Origin of the sequence: Endozoicomonas sp. ALC020 (assembly GCF_049275935.1) — a bacterium.
Classification (GTDB): Bacteria; Pseudomonadota; Gammaproteobacteria; order Pseudomonadales; family Endozoicomonadaceae; genus Endozoicomonas_A.
The window spans coordinates 6,951,268-6,971,742 of the sequence record NZ_CP184830.1; the positions used below are offsets into that span (position 1 = coordinate 6,951,268).

Consider the following 20,475-nt stretch of genomic DNA (forward strand, 5'->3'; position numbering starts at 1 on the left):
TCAGGCTACCCCTATTTCCTGCTCAAACAGTCGGATGGATTCGTTGATGATTTCGTTATCCGGCATACCCTCATTCAGAGAGGTTTGCTGCCACTGCCCATCGTTGCAAATCATGACCGGGATGTCCATCTCTTCCCGCTGCGCCATGATGTAAAGCTTTTTCACCACAAAATAGGAGTGGCTGGCGATGAAAAACTGTACGCCCAGTCTGGCAAGGGCATCAATAATATTAAACAGCTTGGTAATGGCTGTCGGGTGCAATGCTGACTCAGGTTCGTCGATAAAGATTATGGAATTTTCTGTGAGGAATCCGTTGCGGATTAAAGTATCCAGAATACCAATCTTCTTCACGCCTTCAGCCGTGGCATTGATGGAGTAGCGAGCTTTTTTATGCTTGTAAAACCATTCACTGCGCTGGCGATCATACTCGATACGATCGCCATCAAACATTGACTCAAGCTGCTGGCTGGTTTGAGAGAGGGCTGAATTGGATTTGTCGGCGGGCATCTGTTTCTGCAAGGCGACAACCAGATCAGAGTAGGTGCTATCAAAGCCGAACACCCGATCCTGATAGGCCAACTGGAAAATAATTTTATCCAGCGACAGCACTTCCTTGGGAGGCAAAAAAATTGAATTGGCACTGCGACGCTCTGAAATTTCTACATCGACTTGCTTGGTTGTGTCCGGGCCAAAACCGAAAGTAATCGGCGGCAGGTCTTTCAGGGTTACGGAGGCTGAAAGTTTTTTGCTTTTCCCTTTGGTGACAATATCCCCAAGTTTATCCGGTTGAAACGTCCAGTAGAGCTTTTCACTCAATACCTCGGATGCTGAGCGGCGATCATCGCCCCGTCCGGTTTCTTCCAGAGTGCGCACGGCGGCGTAGAGCGCCTTCATCAGCCAGGTTTTGCCAGAGCTGTTAGGCCCGATAATCAGGTTGATCTGACCAAGGTTTTCTGCGGTGCCCTTTTCCAGCGGCCCGAGGTTATTAAACTCAAACGCCTGTATCATTTTGTTATCCACTTTTTGCGGCGGCAGAGGCAATGGCTCCTGAGACTGAGGTAGACTACCACCTCTACAGGAACGCTTCCTGCATTGAGCATATCACTTTCTGGTGGGTTTGCCTTGGTTGGGGTGGTGTCGGGTGGTGTCAGTTTTTCAGGGGAGGTATGGGTTAATGGTGATGACTCTGTGCCTGATGCTCTATGCTGCTATCCAGCACAGAATCAGGCAGGAACTGAAAAAGCAAAGTCGTGTATTTCCAGACCAGAAAAAAAAGCCCTGCCAGAACCCAACAGCAAGATGGGTATTTTTCTGTTTCCAGGGGCTTAGTGTATTAACGGTCAATAATCAGGAGGAACATGTGATTGGCTTGAAGGAAAGGCAGTGGACGATCGTTCAAATTTTGGGTATTTTTTACGAGTCCATTTATTCCTGATAGGGGTGGTGAAAGGCGGTTATATGGATGTCCTGTTTCACTTCTGATGTTGAAGTACAGAACCAGCAATGTTCAAAAGGCCGGTATGACTGTCAGAATTAAGAATTGAGTATTTTAATGAGCAGTAATATCAAAGGCTCATGTCAAACTTGTTACGGGGCTCGTCGCCCTCAAGAAGAAGCTTAGCCATGGACTTGATCTCGTTCTGGATGTAATCCCAATACTCCGGATTGTCGAGTGTTCTCTGCTTTATGCTTTCAGGAACAAAGCGACTTATCTCAGTATTGAAATTAATGCGTACCTCATCGTCTTTTAATATTTTGGTTACTTGGTTGCTGAGCATTTCCATGAAGTCTTTCCTGTTTTTTTCTCTTGCTTCCAGTTTTTTATTGACTAGCTCTGCAGAGACATCAATTCCTTTTTGTTTTATCCAAACGATATCCCAGACATCACGAGGTTTTATGTGTCTGGCCCGATAGGCCAGAGCAATAAACTTGTCCGCCAACGTCTCTTCGAGAGACTGGACCGGTACCAGCAGGCCTTCGGTGGGCGTCACAATATTGTAGTGATTGATCAGGGGTCTTTTTTTCGCGTCAAACGAGGGAATGGCGCAGATGTCTATGTGCATTTTCTGCCTTGGCAGATCAGGCCGGTTGGCCTCCTTCTCTATGCTGATTTTCCACGACGACGTGTCGCCCTGCTCATCTTGGTCAGGCTTGTTGACCCAAACGTTGGTCTCGTACTTGTTCTGGATGAATTGTTGGATTTCGGTTTCCAGCCCGTCAAAGTCGGAGGGCTTGAAGTCAAGCCCTCCATTAAAGTCCAGATCTTCCGACAAACGGGAGCTGTTATGGCACATCCTGAGTGATGTGCCCCCTATGAAGGTGAGTGACTGCATAGCCCCTTGCTTAACCAGCACGTGCACAATGTCGTGATGAAGAATTTCCTTCTCGATCACTGGCGTGATGGCTGCATATTCCGGATTTGCTTCCACGATTCTTTTTAGTTGTTCCTTTAGCACATTAGCTCTCCAGCATATGGGTATTTCTTTTGCAGTTCTTTAGGTCTTTGATGGCTTGCGAGGATTGTGCTCTGTACATGCCAACAGATTCATCAAAATACAGGTTTGGTGCAATATTTCTGATAGTTTTTTTTGAGTGAGTGAATTCAATGACGCCATAGGGTGTTGAGAAGGTGCCGCTGCGGCCTTTCGTCACAATCGTCAGCCTTCCCATGGGTATTTGAGAGATGTCCCCAGTATGACTAAGTTGACTCTCAAGGCTTATGTAGCTTATGACATTGGCGCGAAGTTTTTTCGCTATCTTATAGATCGCAGTCGTTGGGTCTGGAGGCGTCAACGTGCTCTCAAACACGCCTTTGGCGACCCTGCGTATCAAGCCTTTTTTTGCACAAACAGTGAGAAACTTGGTGAACGCGGGAGTGAGTCTCTCGCCAACCATATAGGCTAACTCTGCCGCTGTGTTGATACCACCTCCCGCTTTGGTTGACTCTGATAGTGCGGCAACCAGTCTATCTTTCTTGGTCATAAAGGTCTACACATTGTTACCTATAGTGTAATTTATTGTAGACCTACATTTGATTTTGTCAAAGTAAAAATAAGGACATCCATAAAGTAAATAAAAATAAGAAAAATAAAGGAAAAAATAAGGACATCCACAAAAAATAAGGACATCCACAAAAAATAAGGACATCCAAAAAATAAGGACATCCAAAAGGAAAAAAATAAGGACATCCATAAAATTCGACTAATCGACGAGTTCAACTACGATCTTTCTTCCTGTCCCTGAGTTTTTCAAACACGAGTAGTTATGACCCAGGCTCGAAGCTGCCTGATAGGTCATGGCTCCACGCTTTACTGACACTGTATGGCAAGGTGTGTTCGCAGCAAAACTCCAACAACTCGTTCCCACGCTCTGCAAGGGGGTTGCAAAAGTAACGACAAAACTGAGACAGGGCAAAAAGTGGCAAAAAACGCAGTTTACGGGGAGTAAATGAGCATTTTGAGTCACCTTTTTACGCAGTATCAGCGAAGCGCAGCACTTTTGCGACGGCCTCAGAGCGTGGGAACGAGTTGAGAGGCGGTTAAACAACAATTTACATTGTATTGATGCGTTCAAGATACGTGTGAACGCCGGTGACAAACTGCTGAAAACTGACCGACCGATTATTAGCAAGGTTAAGGTGGGGCGCAATGGCTCGGGCACCAGAGACTTTCTGATAACCGGTAATCAGTTTTTTCAACTCTTCCTGAGCATTGACCAAAACATCAGGGTTGCGGAATTTACGACTATTCTGCTTTTCGGCCAGTCGGGGCTTATTAAACGCTGTTCCAACAGCAGCAAGATCCCCAAGAAACCAGCTTTCCAATTCATGAATCGCAATGCGAACCAGTGTCTCCGGTCGATGGTTTTCTTCGCATAACTTTTGCAACCGTGCTTTCAGACGTTCACAGTCGTCCTGATCTTTATCCCGTACCACCACAAACCAGCTATTGGGGATGTTCCAATGGCGCAGCTTGATGGGTATGGACTTTTCCAGATCCTGCTTGCCCTCATGGGGAATACATCGAAAAGACACTTCCGGTGGTAACAGTCGGGGTAACAATGTATTCAGCAACACTTGAGCAGAGGGCTCTTCCAGCAAAAAGACCAACTGCGTCATCAGGGGTTTACTCCGTCAAACAGCCCTTGTTTCCAGAGCGCACCGGGTAAATCCCCGCCTTCGACCAGACTTTTGATCAGCGTATTATCCGCAGCACGCTCAATGGTGGTGACACCTTTGCTCTTCTTTAACCAGAAAATCTCGTCCAGCTGGATGCTGTTCAACATGTTCGGCGAATGGGTAGACACCATTACCTGGCCACCCTGTTCGGCATAACTGCAAAACTCTTCCGCCAGCTCCACCAACAGGCTAGGGTAGAGCTGGTTTTCCGGCTCCTCGACACAGAGCAATGGATGGGGCGACGGGTCGTTCAGCAACAGCAAATAAGCGAACATCTTGATGGTGCCATCGGAGACATAACGAGCCACAAACGGGTCTTTAAAGCTGCCATCCTGAAATTTCAGGACGATGCGCCCATCGTCAGTTTCTACTGCCTGAACATCTTCAACTCCCGGCACCCGCTGTTTCATTTTATCCAGTACATGCTGGAAAATATCCGGGTGTTGCTCATAGAGGTACTGGGCCACCAGCGCGGCATTTTCCCCTCGGGGCGATAAATGCTCTGCATAGCCAGCGTCCCGTGCCTGGCGGGCATCACTGATATGAAAATCGGAGACATGCCAGTTTTCAATAAGCTGGCGAAAGGCATTGGCCGCCCGGAATCGCTGAAATTGCCCGAGTCCTTTTACGGCCAGAATATCCGGACTATCCAGCGTCTGCTCTTCCCGTTCCAGCTCTGAATCGGCTTTATTAAAGTCTTCTTCATTGAGAATGGCGTAACCGCGACCTCCCCGGAAATCCAGGAAATGAAACGGTGAACCCTGACTGCCCCGCTTATAACGGAGTATCTCCCGGGCAACAATAGGCCGACCTCTGTCCTGTCGAATTTCCAACAGATAAGTCACCAGTCGATCAACGCCGCCAATGGGCAAGCGGAACTGCAGGGTAAACTCGATAGGCTGATCAATACCACCACGGGTGGCGACTTCCCGAAACCCGCCCCTTTTCTGTAGGGCGGTGCGGACATTACCGTGCAGGGCATCCCTGAGAAAGCCAAACACATCAAACAGGGTGGTTTTACCGCTGCCATTGGCGCCGACAAACACGCACATGCCGGGCAGGTTTTTCAGCTCCACATGCTGAAAAACCTTGTAGTTTTTGATTGTCAGGGACTCAAGCTTCATCCGGCGGCTTCCGTCAGTGGCTGTTGTTGTGATCGTTGTCCTTCCAGAGTATCACTTTCTGGCGGGTTTGCCTTGGTTGGAGTGGTGTCGGGTAGAGTCAGTTTTTCAGGGGAGGTATGCATTCCCACGCAGAGCGCAGGAACGAGTTAAGTTCACAAATAGGCATGAACGGTCATTTTCCCATGCAGAAAGAATTCTTTACTCCTACACTCTTGGAGCCTTCTACAAGTGGCAACATGGCGATAATAAGAAAGCTTCTGTTCATGATAACAGAGGTATCTCTCAATCAAGCTTTCTAACGACCGCCTCAGGCGCTCAGCCTGAAACTGATCAGAAGTGAGGCAAGTGCGAAATCCCCGGTGAATTAATTACACGACAAGTAATGACCAGCAATAATGAACCAGTGCTCCATGAAACACCGGTGATGGTTCCAGGCTTAACGTTTCCTTCTGAGACCACAGAGGTTTCTCTGGTAAAAGAGCCTGAAGCTGCTCAAACAAGCGATTAACAGCCATGATTAATTAGAAGTCGCTTCCTCGCCCGGTTTGGCAATCACTATATACGGTAGTGGAAGTACTCTGCCCTGAGGTAATAGAATGACAAACACTCGCCCCAATGTATTTAGCCTTGCCGTAACCGTTGCAATCAGTTCTTCTATTATTGCTTCACAAGCATTGGCCGAGCGAAGGCTGCAGACAAAATCTGTCGATATTACCGGCACTGGACATGCGGAGTTTACCCATAGTGAGGTCATGGTTCAGCCAACCTTGGGGGATGACCTGCAGCCAATACCCAAATCCTGCACAACCACCTACCCCGACCAGACTGAGGCCAGAGCTGGCTATGACGTTCCCTCTGAAGGATTCACAGACGTTCTTTCGGGCATCGACGGAGGTGTTTCCACTGTTGATCTGTTTGAAACAGACAAGAATGATGTTGCCCGGAAATACACCAAAGTCCTCAAGGTCGGTAATGAAGGGATCTTCAAGTTCACCCATAACCTTGCAGAGCAGCGACTGGTCATTGAGGTCAGAGACAAAATGACCCATCAGGATACCATTGCAGCTGTGCGCGCTCGGTTAGACGACGACCGGATATTAGAACCGTTAACGAAAGTTGCCAGCCCCGAACATCTGGCGTCAGTTCTGAAAGGGGCGAATGAAAGAGCAGGAAACCTGGGCGAAGCTGATGACTATGCTGTCCTTGCCACCCTTGAAGCAGGAGAAGTTGAGGTGAACGGCCGCACCTTCATGCGTCTTATTGCTGCAGGCGATCAGCCTCCTGAACTGCAACGTCTGGGTCAATCGCTCTTTGTCAATGATGAAGTGCTTTTAGCAGCAGCTATCTCTGCCTATGTCCAGGTTCATGTTCTGGGTGAAGATCTGCAACAGGAAGCACTGAATAAGCTGTTTTCATATCATAAACCCGTCGGCTATATAGTACACACTGGGGATGACACGCAGACTTATCCTGTACCTGCAGGTTATCCAAAACTGCAAGTGACTGAGGCTTCGGGAGAGATTATTGTTTTCCATGGCCAGAAGCAGAATCCAACCGATATCGCTTTTGTGGAAGGACTCTTTGACATCGTGGATAAAGCTGATGCTAATACCCCCGTTCCTGAATTATCAACACAGATTAAAAAAGACAAGTTCAAAAACTACCAGTACGTTATTCGAAGCAGGCAGATGGAACTGCTGGAAAAGTTAGTTGCGCGGCACCATATTACAGTAAACAAAGCTCAACCGATGAGGTTTGCATTGGAAGATCAGGTGGCGACGCTTGTGCTTGCATTCTATGAAACTCTCCAGCAGGCATTGGCCAGTGCTACTGCAGATCAGGCAGATGAATTTAATTTTTCAATAGAACACTTCAGAGTCGCTGCGTCTCTCATTACGCCAGCCTGGATGCATAATCAACTCGCAAAACACTTCAGCTTCAAACCCGCACTTAGAGATCTTCTGACTAACCAGCATTTTGTTCAAAATTTTCTGAACCTTTTACCCGCTGCCTATGTATTAGAGACCAATGTTTCTCACGACGGAGAACTTTTTGCTTCCAGAGTCTTGAGCGACATAGCCAGACAACTGATTGAGAGGGAAAACAAGCTGCAAGAGCTGCTGCAAAATGAAAGCGAACTCACCCGGGTTAGAAATCAGTTAAAGCTCACATCGGAGAAAGCCATTACCAGTGAAAGGCAAAAGCGCATAGCACTTCAATTCAAGCAGCTGGCTGATAAGGAGCTTGATCAGCTTGTTAATGCAATGGAAGAACAACAAAAACAAATACGGAAACTTCGGGAGGAAGTTGCACGAATCCCGGAGCTGGAACAAGAAGTTGCTAATGTCAGAGCAGAAGTCATAAAGGCCCGCAACGCCGAACCGGCAACAGAGCCTGATATTGAAAACCGGGACGAAACCCAGCCACCAGCAGGACAGACTGAGGAAGATTCTGTAGCGGTTCCGAAAGTACTTGAGACACTGAGAGCTGTGGAAAAAGCCCTTGAGATGATGGGCCTTACTCAAGGTGACGATGTGTATCTTCGTCGCCAGTACATTTCAAACAACCTACAGATGTACATCAGAGACTACAGACAACTGGCAGAAGAAAAGGCCCTGGACATACTGGAAGTCGCAGAAGAAAAGCTCAACCTCCAGGTCAATGACAAGAATGATAAAACAACAGGAATCAGAGAAGACACGCCGCTGACAGAGCAAGAGGACCTGGACATACTGACAGCCTTGGAAGAAACCCCCAATATGAAAGTCAGTAAAGAAGATGACATAGAAAAAAGGCTCGCCAGAATTTTTATAATACTTGACAAGGTTGATCTCTCAAATGAGGTACTGAATGAGATACTGGATGGGATAGATATGATCCTCTGGATGCATGAAAGAAAAATTCATCCAGACGCTAAAGATATCAAACGTAACAGGCTTCTTGCTCACCTGCACTATAAACTGGAAGACCCTGACCCGGATATGCCAGCCGGAGAACAAGGGACCGATCTGCTGCCAGCCGTAGAAAAAATACTCAACATCAAACTCAATGAAGAGAATGACAAAGCAGCAAGAATTGCCCGGGTTTGCAGCCTGCTTTACGACGACGATGTCTCAGAAGCTATGCTGGATCAGATAAGTCAGACCCTCTGGAAAGATGACAGCACAGCTCTGAACGAGAGGGATCTCAATCTCAGCAAGCTTCGGGCAATTCTTGAATATAGAGTCGAAGATTCGTCCCTGGATAAGCAAACCATAGAAAAACAGACAAGTTTGCTTGCCGCCATAGAGGACAAGCTGAACATCGACATGAGCAAAAGCTCTGCTGTTAAAGAAAGAGGCAAGACTTTCACTGTCAAACTGGCAAAAGTTCTGGATGTAGCATTTGACATGGATGACGACCTGTCTGATCAGAAAGATATCCTGAGAACCAAAATTCAGGAATTAATCGAAAAATCAGACGCTCTCTACGACGATGAAGCTGCCAGAAGAGCCTGGAACAATGAAATAGCTCATCAACTTAACATTGAGGATTATCAAGAAGATGCCTCTATCGAAAACCAGAACAGTGTGATTGAAACAAAACTCCGACAGCTGGAAAAAGAACTTCTCAATGCGGGCCAGCCTGACGTTAATGAGCATATCACAGCTATTGAAAATGAGCTTGACAAGCATATGGCCCGCCTGGGACCTAAACCCCGATTCGTCCTTGATCGTGAGCTAGCCGTCGCCAGACGGGTACTACAAAAAGCTGAAAGTGAGCTTACAGAGCTTCATCGCAAACTGAAAGGTCTGGCTCGCAAACCAGTTATATTTGATTTACGGGATGAGGCTGATAGCGCTATTACCATTAGAGCCTATGCACAGACTTCTGGCGGGGACGAAACTGATCAATTCGATGAAACCTTGGGGGAACTGCCTCTCATCAGGAAAAAGTACACTCAAATTACGGAATTCCTGCATGAGCACCACAAAAAAAGTATGGAAGTGACCTATGCACGGCATGAAGAGAGGAATGCACAAGAACACCTGGATCTTAAAAAACAGGAGATGATCCATTCTGAAAATATTGATGAGAAGGCTAAAACCTTACAAGAGAACGAAATAGCTCGCCTGGATTTAGCCCTGAAGCAAAAAAGTGATGCCGTTTCAAAAGCACAAGAGGTTCTGACGGATTATCATAAGGCAGCTCTTGACGCTATTGAAGAAGCCATGGGTCTTAAACCTGACTTTACTGACAGCTGTGAACAACGGGTTAATGCCCTGAGAAACCAGCAGGTAGAACTGGGCGGGCATGATGGTACCGGCGGCAAAATCCAACAACTGACTCAGGAACAGGCCCGCCTGGAAGGTGACATTAAAACCAGGGAAGCAGACATTGCAAGAATGAAGGAAGAACTGAAGGTTGCAGAGCAAGCCGTGGAAAATGATGGTGGTTCCTTTCAGTTTACGCCCAGACAGGTAAACGTTCTGACCCGTATACATGACTTCATGCAGCAACACACTCTCAAGAGACAAGCGCTCGAAGCCGCCATAGGTCTGACAGAATTAGCAGTGAAAAGCGATAAGCCAAAACTCCAATTCACGACGTTCAATTTTGACGATGAACTTGCGCCTTTTCACCTGCAGGGACTGGTCGGAGACGGTCTGGCAGTTGGTCAGGCCAGTCGGATTGTGAAAGTCTTCAGGAGCCTGAAAAAGACCTTTCCGGCCCTCCATAACTTTCCGGCTCACCCTGAGCCTTTAGAATTTCAGCCTCCGATAGTCCTGACAAAAATTCAGTGGCTGGTGAACGATGCCCGGGATGAGCTGCAAAACGGGGCTCAAGAATACGACCAAGTCATTAGCGGCATGGGCAAAACAGCCATTCACTTCGTTGAGCATGAAGCAAAGGACCAGGAAGGCTTCCCGGAATACTTTGCTAACCGTTATGCCAGTAGTAACAGGATCATAGCTCTGGTACGTGAAGGTCTGATCAGCAAGATTGAACTTGAGAACCACATGAAGGCCGTCAGAGGTGTCGATGGTTATCAGACAGTGGAAGAATTTGAGCACTTCCTTGGCTATAAACACGGCGTCAATGTGCCTCATTTGAATGCCGTTATCCTGATGCTGTCCGACAAGGGTGCTGAGGAATTTATGCAGATTGCCTTTACTCCTGTCACCGTCACTGCAACGGGCCCGGCAGGTATGAAAGAGTCGGTTGCCGGTATGAAAGAGTACGCAGCTGCTGTTATCGCCAACTACGTTCTTGACGATATTGCCTTTGACAATGGCCACAGGACGGCAGCCTTTCTGACCCATGTTCAGAATACCCTGACACCTTATGCCAATGCCGCAGGCCTGTCTGAATCAGACCTGATCATGGCTCTCAATGATACATTGATGCAGGCACATGCTGCAGCCCTTGAGCACCAGCTGACTGATTACTGGGTCAAACCTTCAGCCTCTCTGGTACAGGCTGTCACCTGGTACTTCTCCAGCTACAAACCTCTATTGGTGACCCGAACCGCTCTGGAGGCTGCCAGGCTGTCCCTGACAAACATGTGGTACCTCTATCTTCTGGATCTGACCCACCGGGGTGATTACCTGCACCGGATGCTCACACCTTTCCAGCACTGGCTGGAACATTACGGCGTTGACCTTGACCGAAGACTGCAATATGCCTCCCACACCAGCATTGAAGAAATCTCTGAAGTGGGCGGACTGGCCATGCCCCTGGGCAAGGCCGCTTCTTCAGTCATTCTGCTGCAAACCGGCTCTATGCTGTTTGCCAGACAATACAATGCCAACCCACACAGCTATCGCAGCCTTTCCCGTCTGGTGCCCGAAATAGTGAAATCCATGGGTTCCGGACAAGGGGTTCAGGTACCGCTGCTAAACAGGGTAACACCCGAAAAAGTAAAAACGCTGGCCTCTGCCGCAGCCGCTCTGGTGCTGGGTCCGGTAGCTACTGTGGGAGCATACGCCCACGGCCTTATATCCGGATTCACCTATGCTCAAACCTTCGGATTGGCCCTGGCGTCGAGTCTCACTTTCGACTTCTTTATGAACGACAACAAGATGCTCACTCAGTGGCTGGGTGGACCTGTGGGTCGTAGTCTTGACAACGTGAAGCGCTGGAGATGCGCGATAAAAACGCAAAATAAGTGCGCAAAACCCAAGGCTATTGCTTTGCCTCAAGGCTTCAATGAAACCGATGAAGAGTATGCAAAACGTGTTAAAGCAAACAACACGGTGCCCGGCTGGACGCGGCACGAAAATTACCTGCAGTTCCGTGAACGCCGTGATCGCACCATGGAACTGTCTGAGAAAAGCTGGGAGAAATACTTCAGGGAAAATGTGCCTAAATGGTCTTTCTCCCACACACAAAGTATTCCTTATTCCTACACTCTGGGTGCCTTCTTTGAGTCGGGGACTGCAGAGCCTGAGCAACCTTCCGCAACCGTGAAAGCAGCACCGGTTGGGGGAGGTATGCATTCCCACGCAGAGCGTGGGTGTCGCAAAACTCTCTCCGGCGTGGGAACGCGTTGACTCCCGTCATTGCCGGCTTCATTCTCGTCATTCCCGGCTTCACTCTCGTCATTCCCGGCTTCACTCTCGTCATTCCCGGCTTCACTCTCGTCATTCCCGCGAAGGCGGGAATCCACACTGACTCTCCACCAGAACCATACTGCCCGGTGTCCCCCTGGCCTTGTCATCCCCGAGAAGGCAGAGATCCACCGTTGGCGCTGGATTCCCGCCTTCGCGGGAATGACGACTTCAGAGCGTGAGAACGAGCTATTGAAGTTTTGCGACACCCTCAGAGCGTAGGAACGAGTTGTAATTTCACTGGCATTGAACTTTGCCACGTGAATTAAATTCGCTTAACAGCTAGCGGATTTGCCACTGTGAACTAAATTCTCTCAACAGCTTACCGGAACAGCCATGAGCGATTAACAGCCGTCCCCTCGCTTGCAGTGTAAATCACTTGCCACAGTAATAAAAATACTCAGCTATAAGGTAGTAGAATGACAAATACCCGCCCCAATGCATTAAGTCTTGCAGTGGCCGTTGCAATCAGTTCTTCCATCATTAGTTCACAGGCACTGGCCGATCGCAAGTTGCAGATAAAAGCTGCCAATATACCGGGCAATGGACATGTGGAGATGACCCTGAGTGAGGTCAGGGTTCAGCCAACTTTAGGGGATGACCAGCAACCAATACCCAAATCCATCACCACCACCTACCCTGCTCAGCCACGTGACAGGTTTGGCCATCACTTTAATTCTGTGGGCTTTACGGAAGCTCTTGCTGACGCTCTTGAGGACGTTTCTGTTGTTGATGTGTTTGCAACAGACGAGAATGACGTTGCTCAGAAATACACCAAAGTCCTGAAAATGGGTGACGATGGCATCTTCAGGTTTACCCACAACCTTGCAGAAAACGAACTGGTCATTGAAGTCAAAGACAGAATGACCGATCAGGATATACTTGTGGGTGTTCATAGCCTGTCATCTGGCGGCCTGTCATTAGAGCCGCTGACGAAAATCGCCAGCTCCACAGAAATGGGTCGGTTGCTGAGCATTGTTTATTCCCTGCGAGGACAGTTCGGCGCAAGTGATCACTATGTTCCCCTTGCCACCATTAAAGTAGAAAAAGTTGCAGTGGATGGGCGTACCTTTATGCGTCTTATCGCTGCGGGCGACCAGCTCCCTGAACTGCAACGTCTGGGACAATCACTCTTTGTCAATGATGATGTTCTCCTGGCAGCAGCGGCCTCTGCCTATATCCAGGTTTATATCCTGAAAGAGGATTTACAACAGCAGGCTCTTAATGAACTCCTGGCACATAGCAAACCCGTCGGATATATTGTCCACGTCGAGGATGACTCACAGATTTATCCTGTGCCTGCAGGTTATCCGAAGCTGGAAGTCGCTGAAACTCCGGGAGAGGTCATTGTTTTCCATGGTCAGATGCAGAGTCCCGATGATATTGCTTTTGTAGAAAGCCTCTATAACCTCTGGAAAGAAGCTGAGCTTAATACCCCCACCCCGGAAGCGGCAGCAGTAATAAAGGTTTTCAGACAAAAAGTCAGAAGCTACCTGTACGTCATACGAAGCAAGCAGATGGCTCTGCTGGAGGAGGTTATTGCACGGCACGGCACGGGTGGATTTAACAAAGACCAACCGCCGACGATGACAAACGAAGACAGGGAGGCGATGCATGCATTTGGATACTATGAATTTCTTCAGCAGGCATTGGTCAGTGCCACTCCAGCTGCAGCGGCTCGAACGAATCAATTTGAACTCACACTGGAACACATCAGGCTCACTTCGTTAGTCATCACGCCAACCTGGCAGCAGATTCAACTGGCAAAATACTTCAGCTTCAAACCCGTACTCAGAGATAGTCTGACTGAACAGCATTATGTTAAGAGTATTCTGAATCATGTACCCGCTGTCGACAGCAATGCCCTTCGCAATGACGACCCGTTTCTTTCCAAAGTCCTGAGCGATATGGCCCAACAGCTGATTGAATGGGAAAGCTCACTGGCAGAAAATCTGGCAACAAAAGGCGAACTCATCCGGGTCAGAAAGCAATTAGAGCTCATAACGGAGGAAGCCTCTATCAATGAAGAGGAAAAACTGAGAACAGAACGACTCTATCGGCTGGCTGAATCAGAGCTTACACCAGTTCGTGCCGGGCAGGAAGACATCAGAACACCCGTTCACCCGGAGGCCTTGCCTGAAGTCATTGGAAAACTGACTGCCGTAGAAAAAGCCCTGGCGATGGATATCCTCGGTAGAGAGGACGATTTGTATTACCGTCGGGAAGCCATTTCCGGGGAAATTCAGAGATACATCACAAAAGTCAGTCAACAGGCAGGGGAAGAGGCACTGAAAGACTTGGATGAGCGAGCCATAAGACAACAAAAAGCGATACTAAAAACTTTAGAGGACAGGCTGAACATCGACATTAGCGAAAACTCTGCTGCTAAAAAAGGAGGCAAGAGCTTCACTGTCAAACTGGCAAAAGATCTGCGTGTAGCATTTGACATGGATGACGACCTGTATGATCAGAAAAACACCCTGAGAACCAAAATTCAGGAATTAATCGAAAAATCAGACGCACTCTACGACGATGAAGCTGCCAGAAGAGCCTGGAACAATGAAATAGCTCATCAACTCAACATTGAGGATTATAAAGCAGATGCCCCTATCGAAAACCAGAACAGTGTGATTGCAACAAAACTCCGACAGCTGGACAAAGAAATGATCAATGAGGATCAACCTGAGGTTAATGATCGTATCGCCGGCATTGAGAATGAACTTGACAGGCAAATGGCCCGGCTGGGACCCAAACCCCGATATGTTCTTGAACGTGAGCTAGCCAGAGCCAGACAAGCAATACAAAAAAGTGAAAGTTGGCTGGAAAGAATGGATGAAATCCTGAGGACAGCAGAGGAAGCCATCGAAAATAACGTCGGTCCATTCCAGTTCTCGCCGAGACAGGCCAGGGTTCTGGCTGATATGGGCACCTTCTCACAGCAGCACTCTCTCAAACAACAGGCTCTGGATGCCGCACTGGGTCTGGCAGAATCAGCATTAAACAGCGGTAAGGTAATACCAGACCTTACGACTTTCGATTTTGACGATGAATTTGCACCGATTCGCTTGCAGGCACTGGTCGGAGATGAAGTGACGTTCAATCAGGCCAGTCGGATTGTAGAAGTCTTCAAGAGCCTGAAGAGGATTTTTCCGCTCACCCCTGTCGTGCCGCTGGAAGATCGACCTCCTGCCGTGGCTAAAAAGCAACAAGCTCTGGATGCTGCACTGGGTCAGGTAGAGTCAACAATCAACACCGGTAAGACAATACCTAGGAGCCTGACCGAGAATAGGCTTATCTGTTATGATAAGCCTTAAACCAACTCTGATTATGCCAAATGTCACCACCACCAAAGTTTAAGGACAGTCCTGTTGAGTTTGATCAGCATCTGCTGTTCCCAACCAACGTTTTCGATTTGCTTCCCAAAGATCATGATTGTTTTATTTATGAAAGCATTTTTCAGAACATTAATACGTCTGAAGTCGAAAAAAAATATCACCACCTTGGTCAGCACGCATACCCTCCAAAGCTCATTGTCGCTATTCTGATCTACGCATACAGCCATGGTGTTTTCAGTTCCCGTGAGATTGAGCGACGGTGTCGACAAGACTTGGCGTTCATGTATATCTCACAAATGAACTGCCCGAATTTCAGGGTTCTTGGTGACTTTCGTAAGGATAATCTGTCGTTTTTCCATGACTGCTTCAAACAGTCAGTCAAACTGGCCATTGAACTCAAAATGGCATCACTGGGTCATATCAGCCTGGACGGCTCCAAGTTCAAAGCCAACAGCTCAAAACACAAGGCCATGAGCTACGGGAGGCTCAAAGCGAAAGAGGCAGAACTCAGTGCCGAAGTGGATGAGCTGATCAAAAAAGCCAGTCAGTGTGATCAGGAAGAAGATGACGCCTACAAAGCAACCAATGGTTACAGCATTCCTGAAGACCTCCAGTTTAAAGAAGAGCGCCTGAAAAAAATCAAAGAGGCCAAGAAAGCACTTGAAGAACGTGAAAAAGCTTTAAATCCAGACAAACCAATAGACGACAAAAAGCAGATCAGTTTTGCAGATCACGATGCCCGCGTGATGAGCAAGAAGGGGTATTGTGAGTACAGCTACAATGCTCAAATTACAGTTGATTCCGATAACCAGATCATTGTTGGCCAGCATGTCAGCCAACACGCCAACGATGTACAGGAAGTGGAGCCGGCGCTGAGGGCATTATCAGGAGCCACTGATGGCGCGGCTGTAGATAAGTGGAGTATGGATAATGGTTACTTTTCAGGGTCAAACTTACATACAGTCGAGCGACATGAGATTGATGCCTATATCGCAACCGACAAGGCGGAGAAGCCTGCCGCTGACGACCTTGAAAGCTCTGACAGGAAGTTTGTCAAAGCGGATTTTGCGTATGATTCCGAAGCTGATGTATTTATCTGTCCGGCAGGGGAAAAGCTGGTAACGAACCCGGCCAGCAAAAGCAAAAGAAAAAGCTACCGGGCAAACAAGACGGTATGCAGGGAATGCCCTTATCGTCGGAATTGCAGTGATTCAAAGAAAGAGGCTGGCAGGGTTATCCGTACCGATAAGTTTGAAAAAGCACGTCAGGCTATGAATAAGAAAATGGAGACAGCCGGTGCGAAAGCCATATATGAGCGTCGTAAAGTTATTGCTGAGCCACCATTTGGACAGATAAAAGAATCTGGTTTCCGAGGGTTCAGTCTCCGCGGCAAAGAAAAAGTTTCAGCGGAATTTTCACTGGTATGCACTGCGCATAATATCAAAAAATTTGTAAAAGCGGCTTCCACGAGGTCAATCCGTCTTGAAGATTTGAAAGAGGCTAAAAAGGCAGCATAGAGGCTGTGAGAAGGCATAAATATGCAAAAATGAGCAAAATCCCACTAATAATTGGATATTTTTTGCTCATTTTAAGATTTGGGAAAACTTCTGTTGGTCTGGTTGCGCTATTCTCGGTCTAATGGGATGGTCCGCCCCTCCTAAACGGCTTCAAATGAGCCAAAATGGAGTTAACCATTTAAACAGGATTAACCGGAGCGAACCACCCATGACTATTTCAGTACTTGGTATCGATATTGGCAAGAACAACTTTCACCTGTTTGGTGTTGATGACCAGGGTAGCAAAGTCATCAGAAAGAAGTTGTCCAGGAAGAACCTTCTGGAGTACGTGGCAAATCTGGAGCCATGCATTATCGCTATGGAAGCTTGTGGTGGTGCTCACTATTTGGCTCGGTTATTCAAGAACTATGGGCATACTGTCAAGCTGATTTCACCTCAATTTGTCAAGCCTTATGTCAAGACCAACAAAAATGACTACAACGATGCTGAAGCGATTGCAGAAGCAGCTTCACGGCCCAGCATGCGTTTTGTACCTGTTAAAACGTCAGAGCAGCAGGCCTGGCAACTTCTGCACCGCTATCGTCAACAAGCGGTTGATCAGAGAACTGCCCTGGTTAACCAGATCCGGGGGTCACTATTGGAAGAAGGTATTGTGGTTGCCCAGGGTATTGGTAAAGTTCGTGCACAGCTTCCACGAATTCTGGAAGATGCTGAAAATGGACTCCATTCGCTGACTCGTGAGCTGCTACATGGTTTATCAGAAGAGTTGGCCAGTCTTGACAAGCGTATTCAACAGTATGACCAGAAAATTCAGGAGCTGGCTGAAAACGACGACGAATGTCGTCGAATGATGACTATGCCGGGTATCGGAGCCATCACTGCCACAGCATTGAAGGCAGCCGTTGGTGATGCGACGTATTTTAAATCTGGTCGACACCTTGCCGCATGGTTGGGATTAGTTCCAAGACAGCATTCCACAGGCGGTAAGTCAGTCCTGCTGGGCATCAGTAAACGGGGTGATAAATACCTGCGCACATTATTGATACACGGCGCACGTTCGGTACTCCACTGCCTCAAAAATAAGGATGACCGCTGTAAAAAATGGGTTAGCCAACTTAATGAGCGCAGCAATCACAACGTTGCCGCCGTTGGTCTGGCTAATAAAATGGCTCGGATTGTCTGGGTCATCATGACCCGAAATGAAGTTTACAAGGCTGCATAATGAGGTAAAGGCGGCAGCGGCAAAGTAAAGCATAAGCTTAATCAAAGGGGACCCCCCCCGCAGATTGCGATGAGCATGTACAGTTGATGGCAAACAGGTAAAAACCGGCAACCTGAAACCTGATAGGAGCCTTGGCCCTTGAGGCCGTCGGACTGATAAGGCCAGGTTGCGCGGATACCCATCAGGGCCAGAGGGTTAGACCTCATGAATAGGCCGTATATATGATTGCAGTTATCTTTGTTTGCTAATTAACAAAACAGGCTCTTGCAAAACGGGGCGGACCATATAAGGCTCCTAGCCTTGTGACTTTCGATTTTGACGATGAATTTGCACCGCTTGGCTTGCAGGCGCTGGTGAGGGACGATCTGACATTTGATCGGGCCGGTCAGATTGTGGAAGTCTTCAAAAATCTGAAAACGAGCTTCCCTGCCGAGCCTCTGGAAGATCAGCCTCAGAATGTCATTGAACAAGTCCAGGCTCTGGCAGACAGAGCCAGGAATGAGATGAAAACCGGGGCTAAACAATACGACGACGAAATTCACAGCATGGGCAGAAGAGCCATTCACTTCGTCGGGCATGAACCAAAGGACCTGAAAGACTTCTCGGAATACTTCGAGGCCCATTCTGCCAGCGGTAACAGGATAATGGCTCTGCTGCGCGAAGGTCTGATCAGCAAAATTGAACTTGAGAACTACATGGAAGCTGTCAGAGGTGTTGATGGTCATCAGACAGTGGATGAATTTGAACACTTCCTTGGCTACAAACACGGCATCCATATGACTGAGTTCAGGAAAGTTGTCCAGATGCTGTCGGATCAGGGTGCTGAGGAATTCATGCAGAGTGCCTTCACTCCTGTAGCTGCTACTGCAACTGGCCCGGCAGGTATGAAAGAGTCGGTTGTCGGCATGACAGAGTACGCAGCTGCAGTCATCGCCAACTACGTTCTTGATGATATTGCCTTTGACAATGGCCGCAGGACGGCAGCGTTTCTGGCCAATGCTCAGGAGACCCTGACACCTTATGCCAATGCTGTCGGGATGTCTGAATCAGACCTGATCAAGATTGTCCATGACACATTGATGCAGGCTCATGCCGCAGCGGTTGAGCGGCAGCTGTCGGATTACTGGATCAAACCTTCAGCCTTCCTGGTACAGGCTATCACCTGGTATTACTCCAGCTACAAACCACTGCTGGTGAGCACTAACGCTCGGCGGGCTGCCGAGCTATCCCTCTCAAACATGTCGTTCCTCTATCTGCTGGACCTGACCAACAGGGGTGATTATCTGCACAGAATGCTCACACCTTTCCAGCACTGGCTGGAACGCTACGGCGTTGACCCTGACCGAACCGGCCAATATGCCTATCACAGCGGCATTGAACAAATCTCTGAAGTGGGCGGACTGGCCATGCCACTGGGCAAAGCCGCTTCATCAGTCATTCTGTTAAAAACCGGCTCTGCGCTGTTTGCCAGACAGTACAATGCCAACCCACACAGGTATCGCAGCATTTCCCGTCTGGTGCCGGAAATAGTGAAATCCATGGGTTCCGCGCAAGGGGTTCAGGTACCGCTGCCGAACAGGGTGACACCACAAAAAGTAAAAACGCTGGCCTCTGCCACAGCCGGTCTGGTGCTGGGTCCGGTAGCCACTGTCGGAGCATACGCCCAGGGTCTTATATCCGGGTTCACCTATGCTCAAACCTTTGGATTCACTCTGGCGTCCGGTCTCACTTTCGACTTCTTTATGAACGACAACAAGATGCTCACTCAATGGCTGGGTGGACCTCTGGGTCGTAGCCTTGACAGGATTAATCGCTGGCGCGGCGTCGGTGAAACCCAGGATGAATATGTGAAACGTACGGCCATTGCTACACCTCAACGCTATAGTGAAACCGATGAAGAGTACGCGAGCCGCGTTAAGACAGACGACACTGTGTATGGCTGGACTCGACACGAAAACTACCTGCAGTTCCGTGAACGCCGTGATCGAACCATGAAACTGTTCGAGAATAGCTGGGAGAAATACTTCAGGGAAAATGTGCCTAAATGGTCGTTCTCCCATGCAGAAAGCATTCCTTACTCTTACACCCTGGGTGCCTTCTTTGGGTCAGGGACTGCAGAGCCTGAGCAAACCGCCGCAGCCGTGAAAGCAGCACCGGTTGCGGGAGGTATGCATTCCCACGCAGAGCGAGGCTGTCGCAAAACTCTCTCCGGCATGGGAACGCGTTGACTCCCGTCATTGCCGGCTTCATTCTCGTCATTCCCGCGAAGGCGGGAATCCACACTGACTCTCCACCAGAACCATACTGCCCGGTGTCCCCCTGGCCTTGTCATCCCCGAGAAGGCAGAGATCCACCGTTGGCGCTGGATTCCCGCCTTCGCGGGAATGACGACTTCAGAGCGTGAGAACGAGCTGTTGAAGTTTTGCGATACCCTCAGAGCGTAGGAAAGAGTTGTAATTTCACTGGCATTGAACTTTGCCACGTGAATTAAATTCGCTTAACAGCTAGCA

Annotated in this window: 13 protein-coding genes and 1 pseudogene; 8 read left to right on the forward strand and 6 right to left on the reverse strand. The window is 48.4% G+C overall.

Features of this window, described 5'->3' with window-relative positions; translation table 11 throughout:
- A complete protein-coding gene (locus tag ACOJUO_RS25305; RefSeq protein WP_422134647.1) occupies positions 1 to 1,008 on the reverse strand; it encodes an AAA family ATPase in 1,008 nt (335 codons plus the stop codon).
- A 163-nt stretch (positions 1,009 to 1,171) separates the two neighbouring features.
- Between ACOJUO_RS25305 and ACOJUO_RS25310 the strand changes: the two are divergent.
- Positions 1,172 to 1,435: pseudogene (locus tag ACOJUO_RS25310) on the forward strand (IS1634 family transposase); the annotation flags it as partial.
- 130 nt (positions 1,436 to 1,565) lie between these two features.
- Here the strand turns inward: ACOJUO_RS25310 and ACOJUO_RS25315 are convergent.
- From ACOJUO_RS25315 to ACOJUO_RS25335, 5 genes are all read right to left on the reverse strand, one after another.
- Complete coding sequence (locus tag ACOJUO_RS25315) at positions 1,566 to 2,456, reverse strand: nucleotidyl transferase AbiEii/AbiGii toxin family protein (RefSeq protein ID WP_422138569.1); 891 nt, start codon at positions 2,454 to 2,456, stop codon at positions 1,566 to 1,568.
- A 1-nt stretch (position 2,457) separates the two neighbouring features.
- On the reverse strand, positions 2,458 to 2,982 hold the full coding sequence (abiEi, locus tag ACOJUO_RS25320) for a type IV toxin-antitoxin system AbiEi family antitoxin (RefSeq protein ID WP_422134649.1): 525 nt from the start codon (positions 2,980 to 2,982) through the stop codon (positions 2,458 to 2,460).
- 568 nt (positions 2,983 to 3,550) lie between these two features.
- Positions 3,551 to 4,117, reverse strand: a complete 567-nt coding sequence (locus ACOJUO_RS25325) for a DUF4276 family protein (RefSeq protein WP_422138570.1) — start codon at positions 4,115 to 4,117, stop codon at positions 3,551 to 3,553.
- Positions 4,117 to 5,301, reverse strand: coding sequence for an AAA family ATPase (locus ACOJUO_RS25330; RefSeq protein WP_422134651.1), 1,185 nt, complete (start codon positions 5,299 to 5,301; stop codon positions 4,117 to 4,119). The genes ACOJUO_RS25325 and ACOJUO_RS25330 overlap by 1 nt, the downstream gene beginning before the upstream one ends.
- Complete coding sequence (locus ACOJUO_RS25335) at positions 5,298 to 5,423, reverse strand: hypothetical protein (RefSeq protein WP_422134652.1); 126 nt, start codon at positions 5,421 to 5,423, stop codon at positions 5,298 to 5,300. The genes ACOJUO_RS25330 and ACOJUO_RS25335 overlap by 4 nt, the downstream gene beginning before the upstream one ends.
- A 474-nt stretch (positions 5,424 to 5,897) precedes the next feature.
- Between ACOJUO_RS25335 and ACOJUO_RS25340 the strand changes: the two genes are divergently transcribed.
- From ACOJUO_RS25340 to ACOJUO_RS25370, 7 genes are all read left to right on the forward strand, one after another.
- Positions 5,898 to 11,834: a hypothetical protein gene (locus ACOJUO_RS25340; RefSeq protein WP_422138571.1), complete on the forward strand. Its 5,937-nt coding sequence runs from the start codon at positions 5,898 to 5,900 to the stop codon at positions 11,832 to 11,834.
- Entirely contained in the window at positions 11,831 to 12,073 is a 243-nt protein-coding gene (locus ACOJUO_RS25345; protein WP_422138572.1) for a hypothetical protein, read from the forward strand. Before ACOJUO_RS25340 ends, ACOJUO_RS25345 begins: the two co-directional genes overlap by 4 nt.
- Before the next feature lie 237 nt (positions 12,074 to 12,310).
- Positions 12,311 to 15,205 carry a hypothetical protein gene (locus tag ACOJUO_RS25350; protein ID WP_422138573.1) on the forward strand — a complete coding sequence of 965 codons (2,895 nt, stop codon included), beginning with the start codon at positions 12,311 to 12,313 and terminating at the stop codon, positions 15,203 to 15,205.
- Positions 15,206 to 15,225: 20 nt separating this feature from the next.
- On the forward strand, positions 15,226 to 16,743 hold the full coding sequence (locus ACOJUO_RS25355) for an IS1182 family transposase (RefSeq protein WP_422132798.1): 1,518 nt from the start codon (positions 15,226 to 15,228) through the stop codon (positions 16,741 to 16,743).
- A 208-nt stretch (positions 16,744 to 16,951) separates the two neighbouring features.
- On the forward strand, positions 16,952 to 17,965 hold the full coding sequence (locus ACOJUO_RS25360) for an IS110 family transposase (protein ID WP_422132667.1): 1,014 nt from the start codon (positions 16,952 to 16,954) through the stop codon (positions 17,963 to 17,965).
- Positions 17,966 to 18,267: 302 nt separating this feature from the next.
- The gene (locus ACOJUO_RS25365; RefSeq protein ID WP_422138574.1) at positions 18,268 to 20,193 is read left to right on the forward strand and encodes a hypothetical protein; all 1,926 of its coding nucleotides are present in this window, start codon (positions 18,268 to 18,270) and stop codon (positions 20,191 to 20,193) included.
- A complete protein-coding gene (locus tag ACOJUO_RS25370) occupies positions 20,190 to 20,369 on the forward strand; it encodes a hypothetical protein (protein WP_422134656.1) in 180 nt (59 codons plus the stop codon). The genes ACOJUO_RS25365 and ACOJUO_RS25370 overlap by 4 nt, the downstream gene beginning before the upstream one ends.
- Positions 20,370 to 20,475 lie beyond the last annotated feature (106 nt).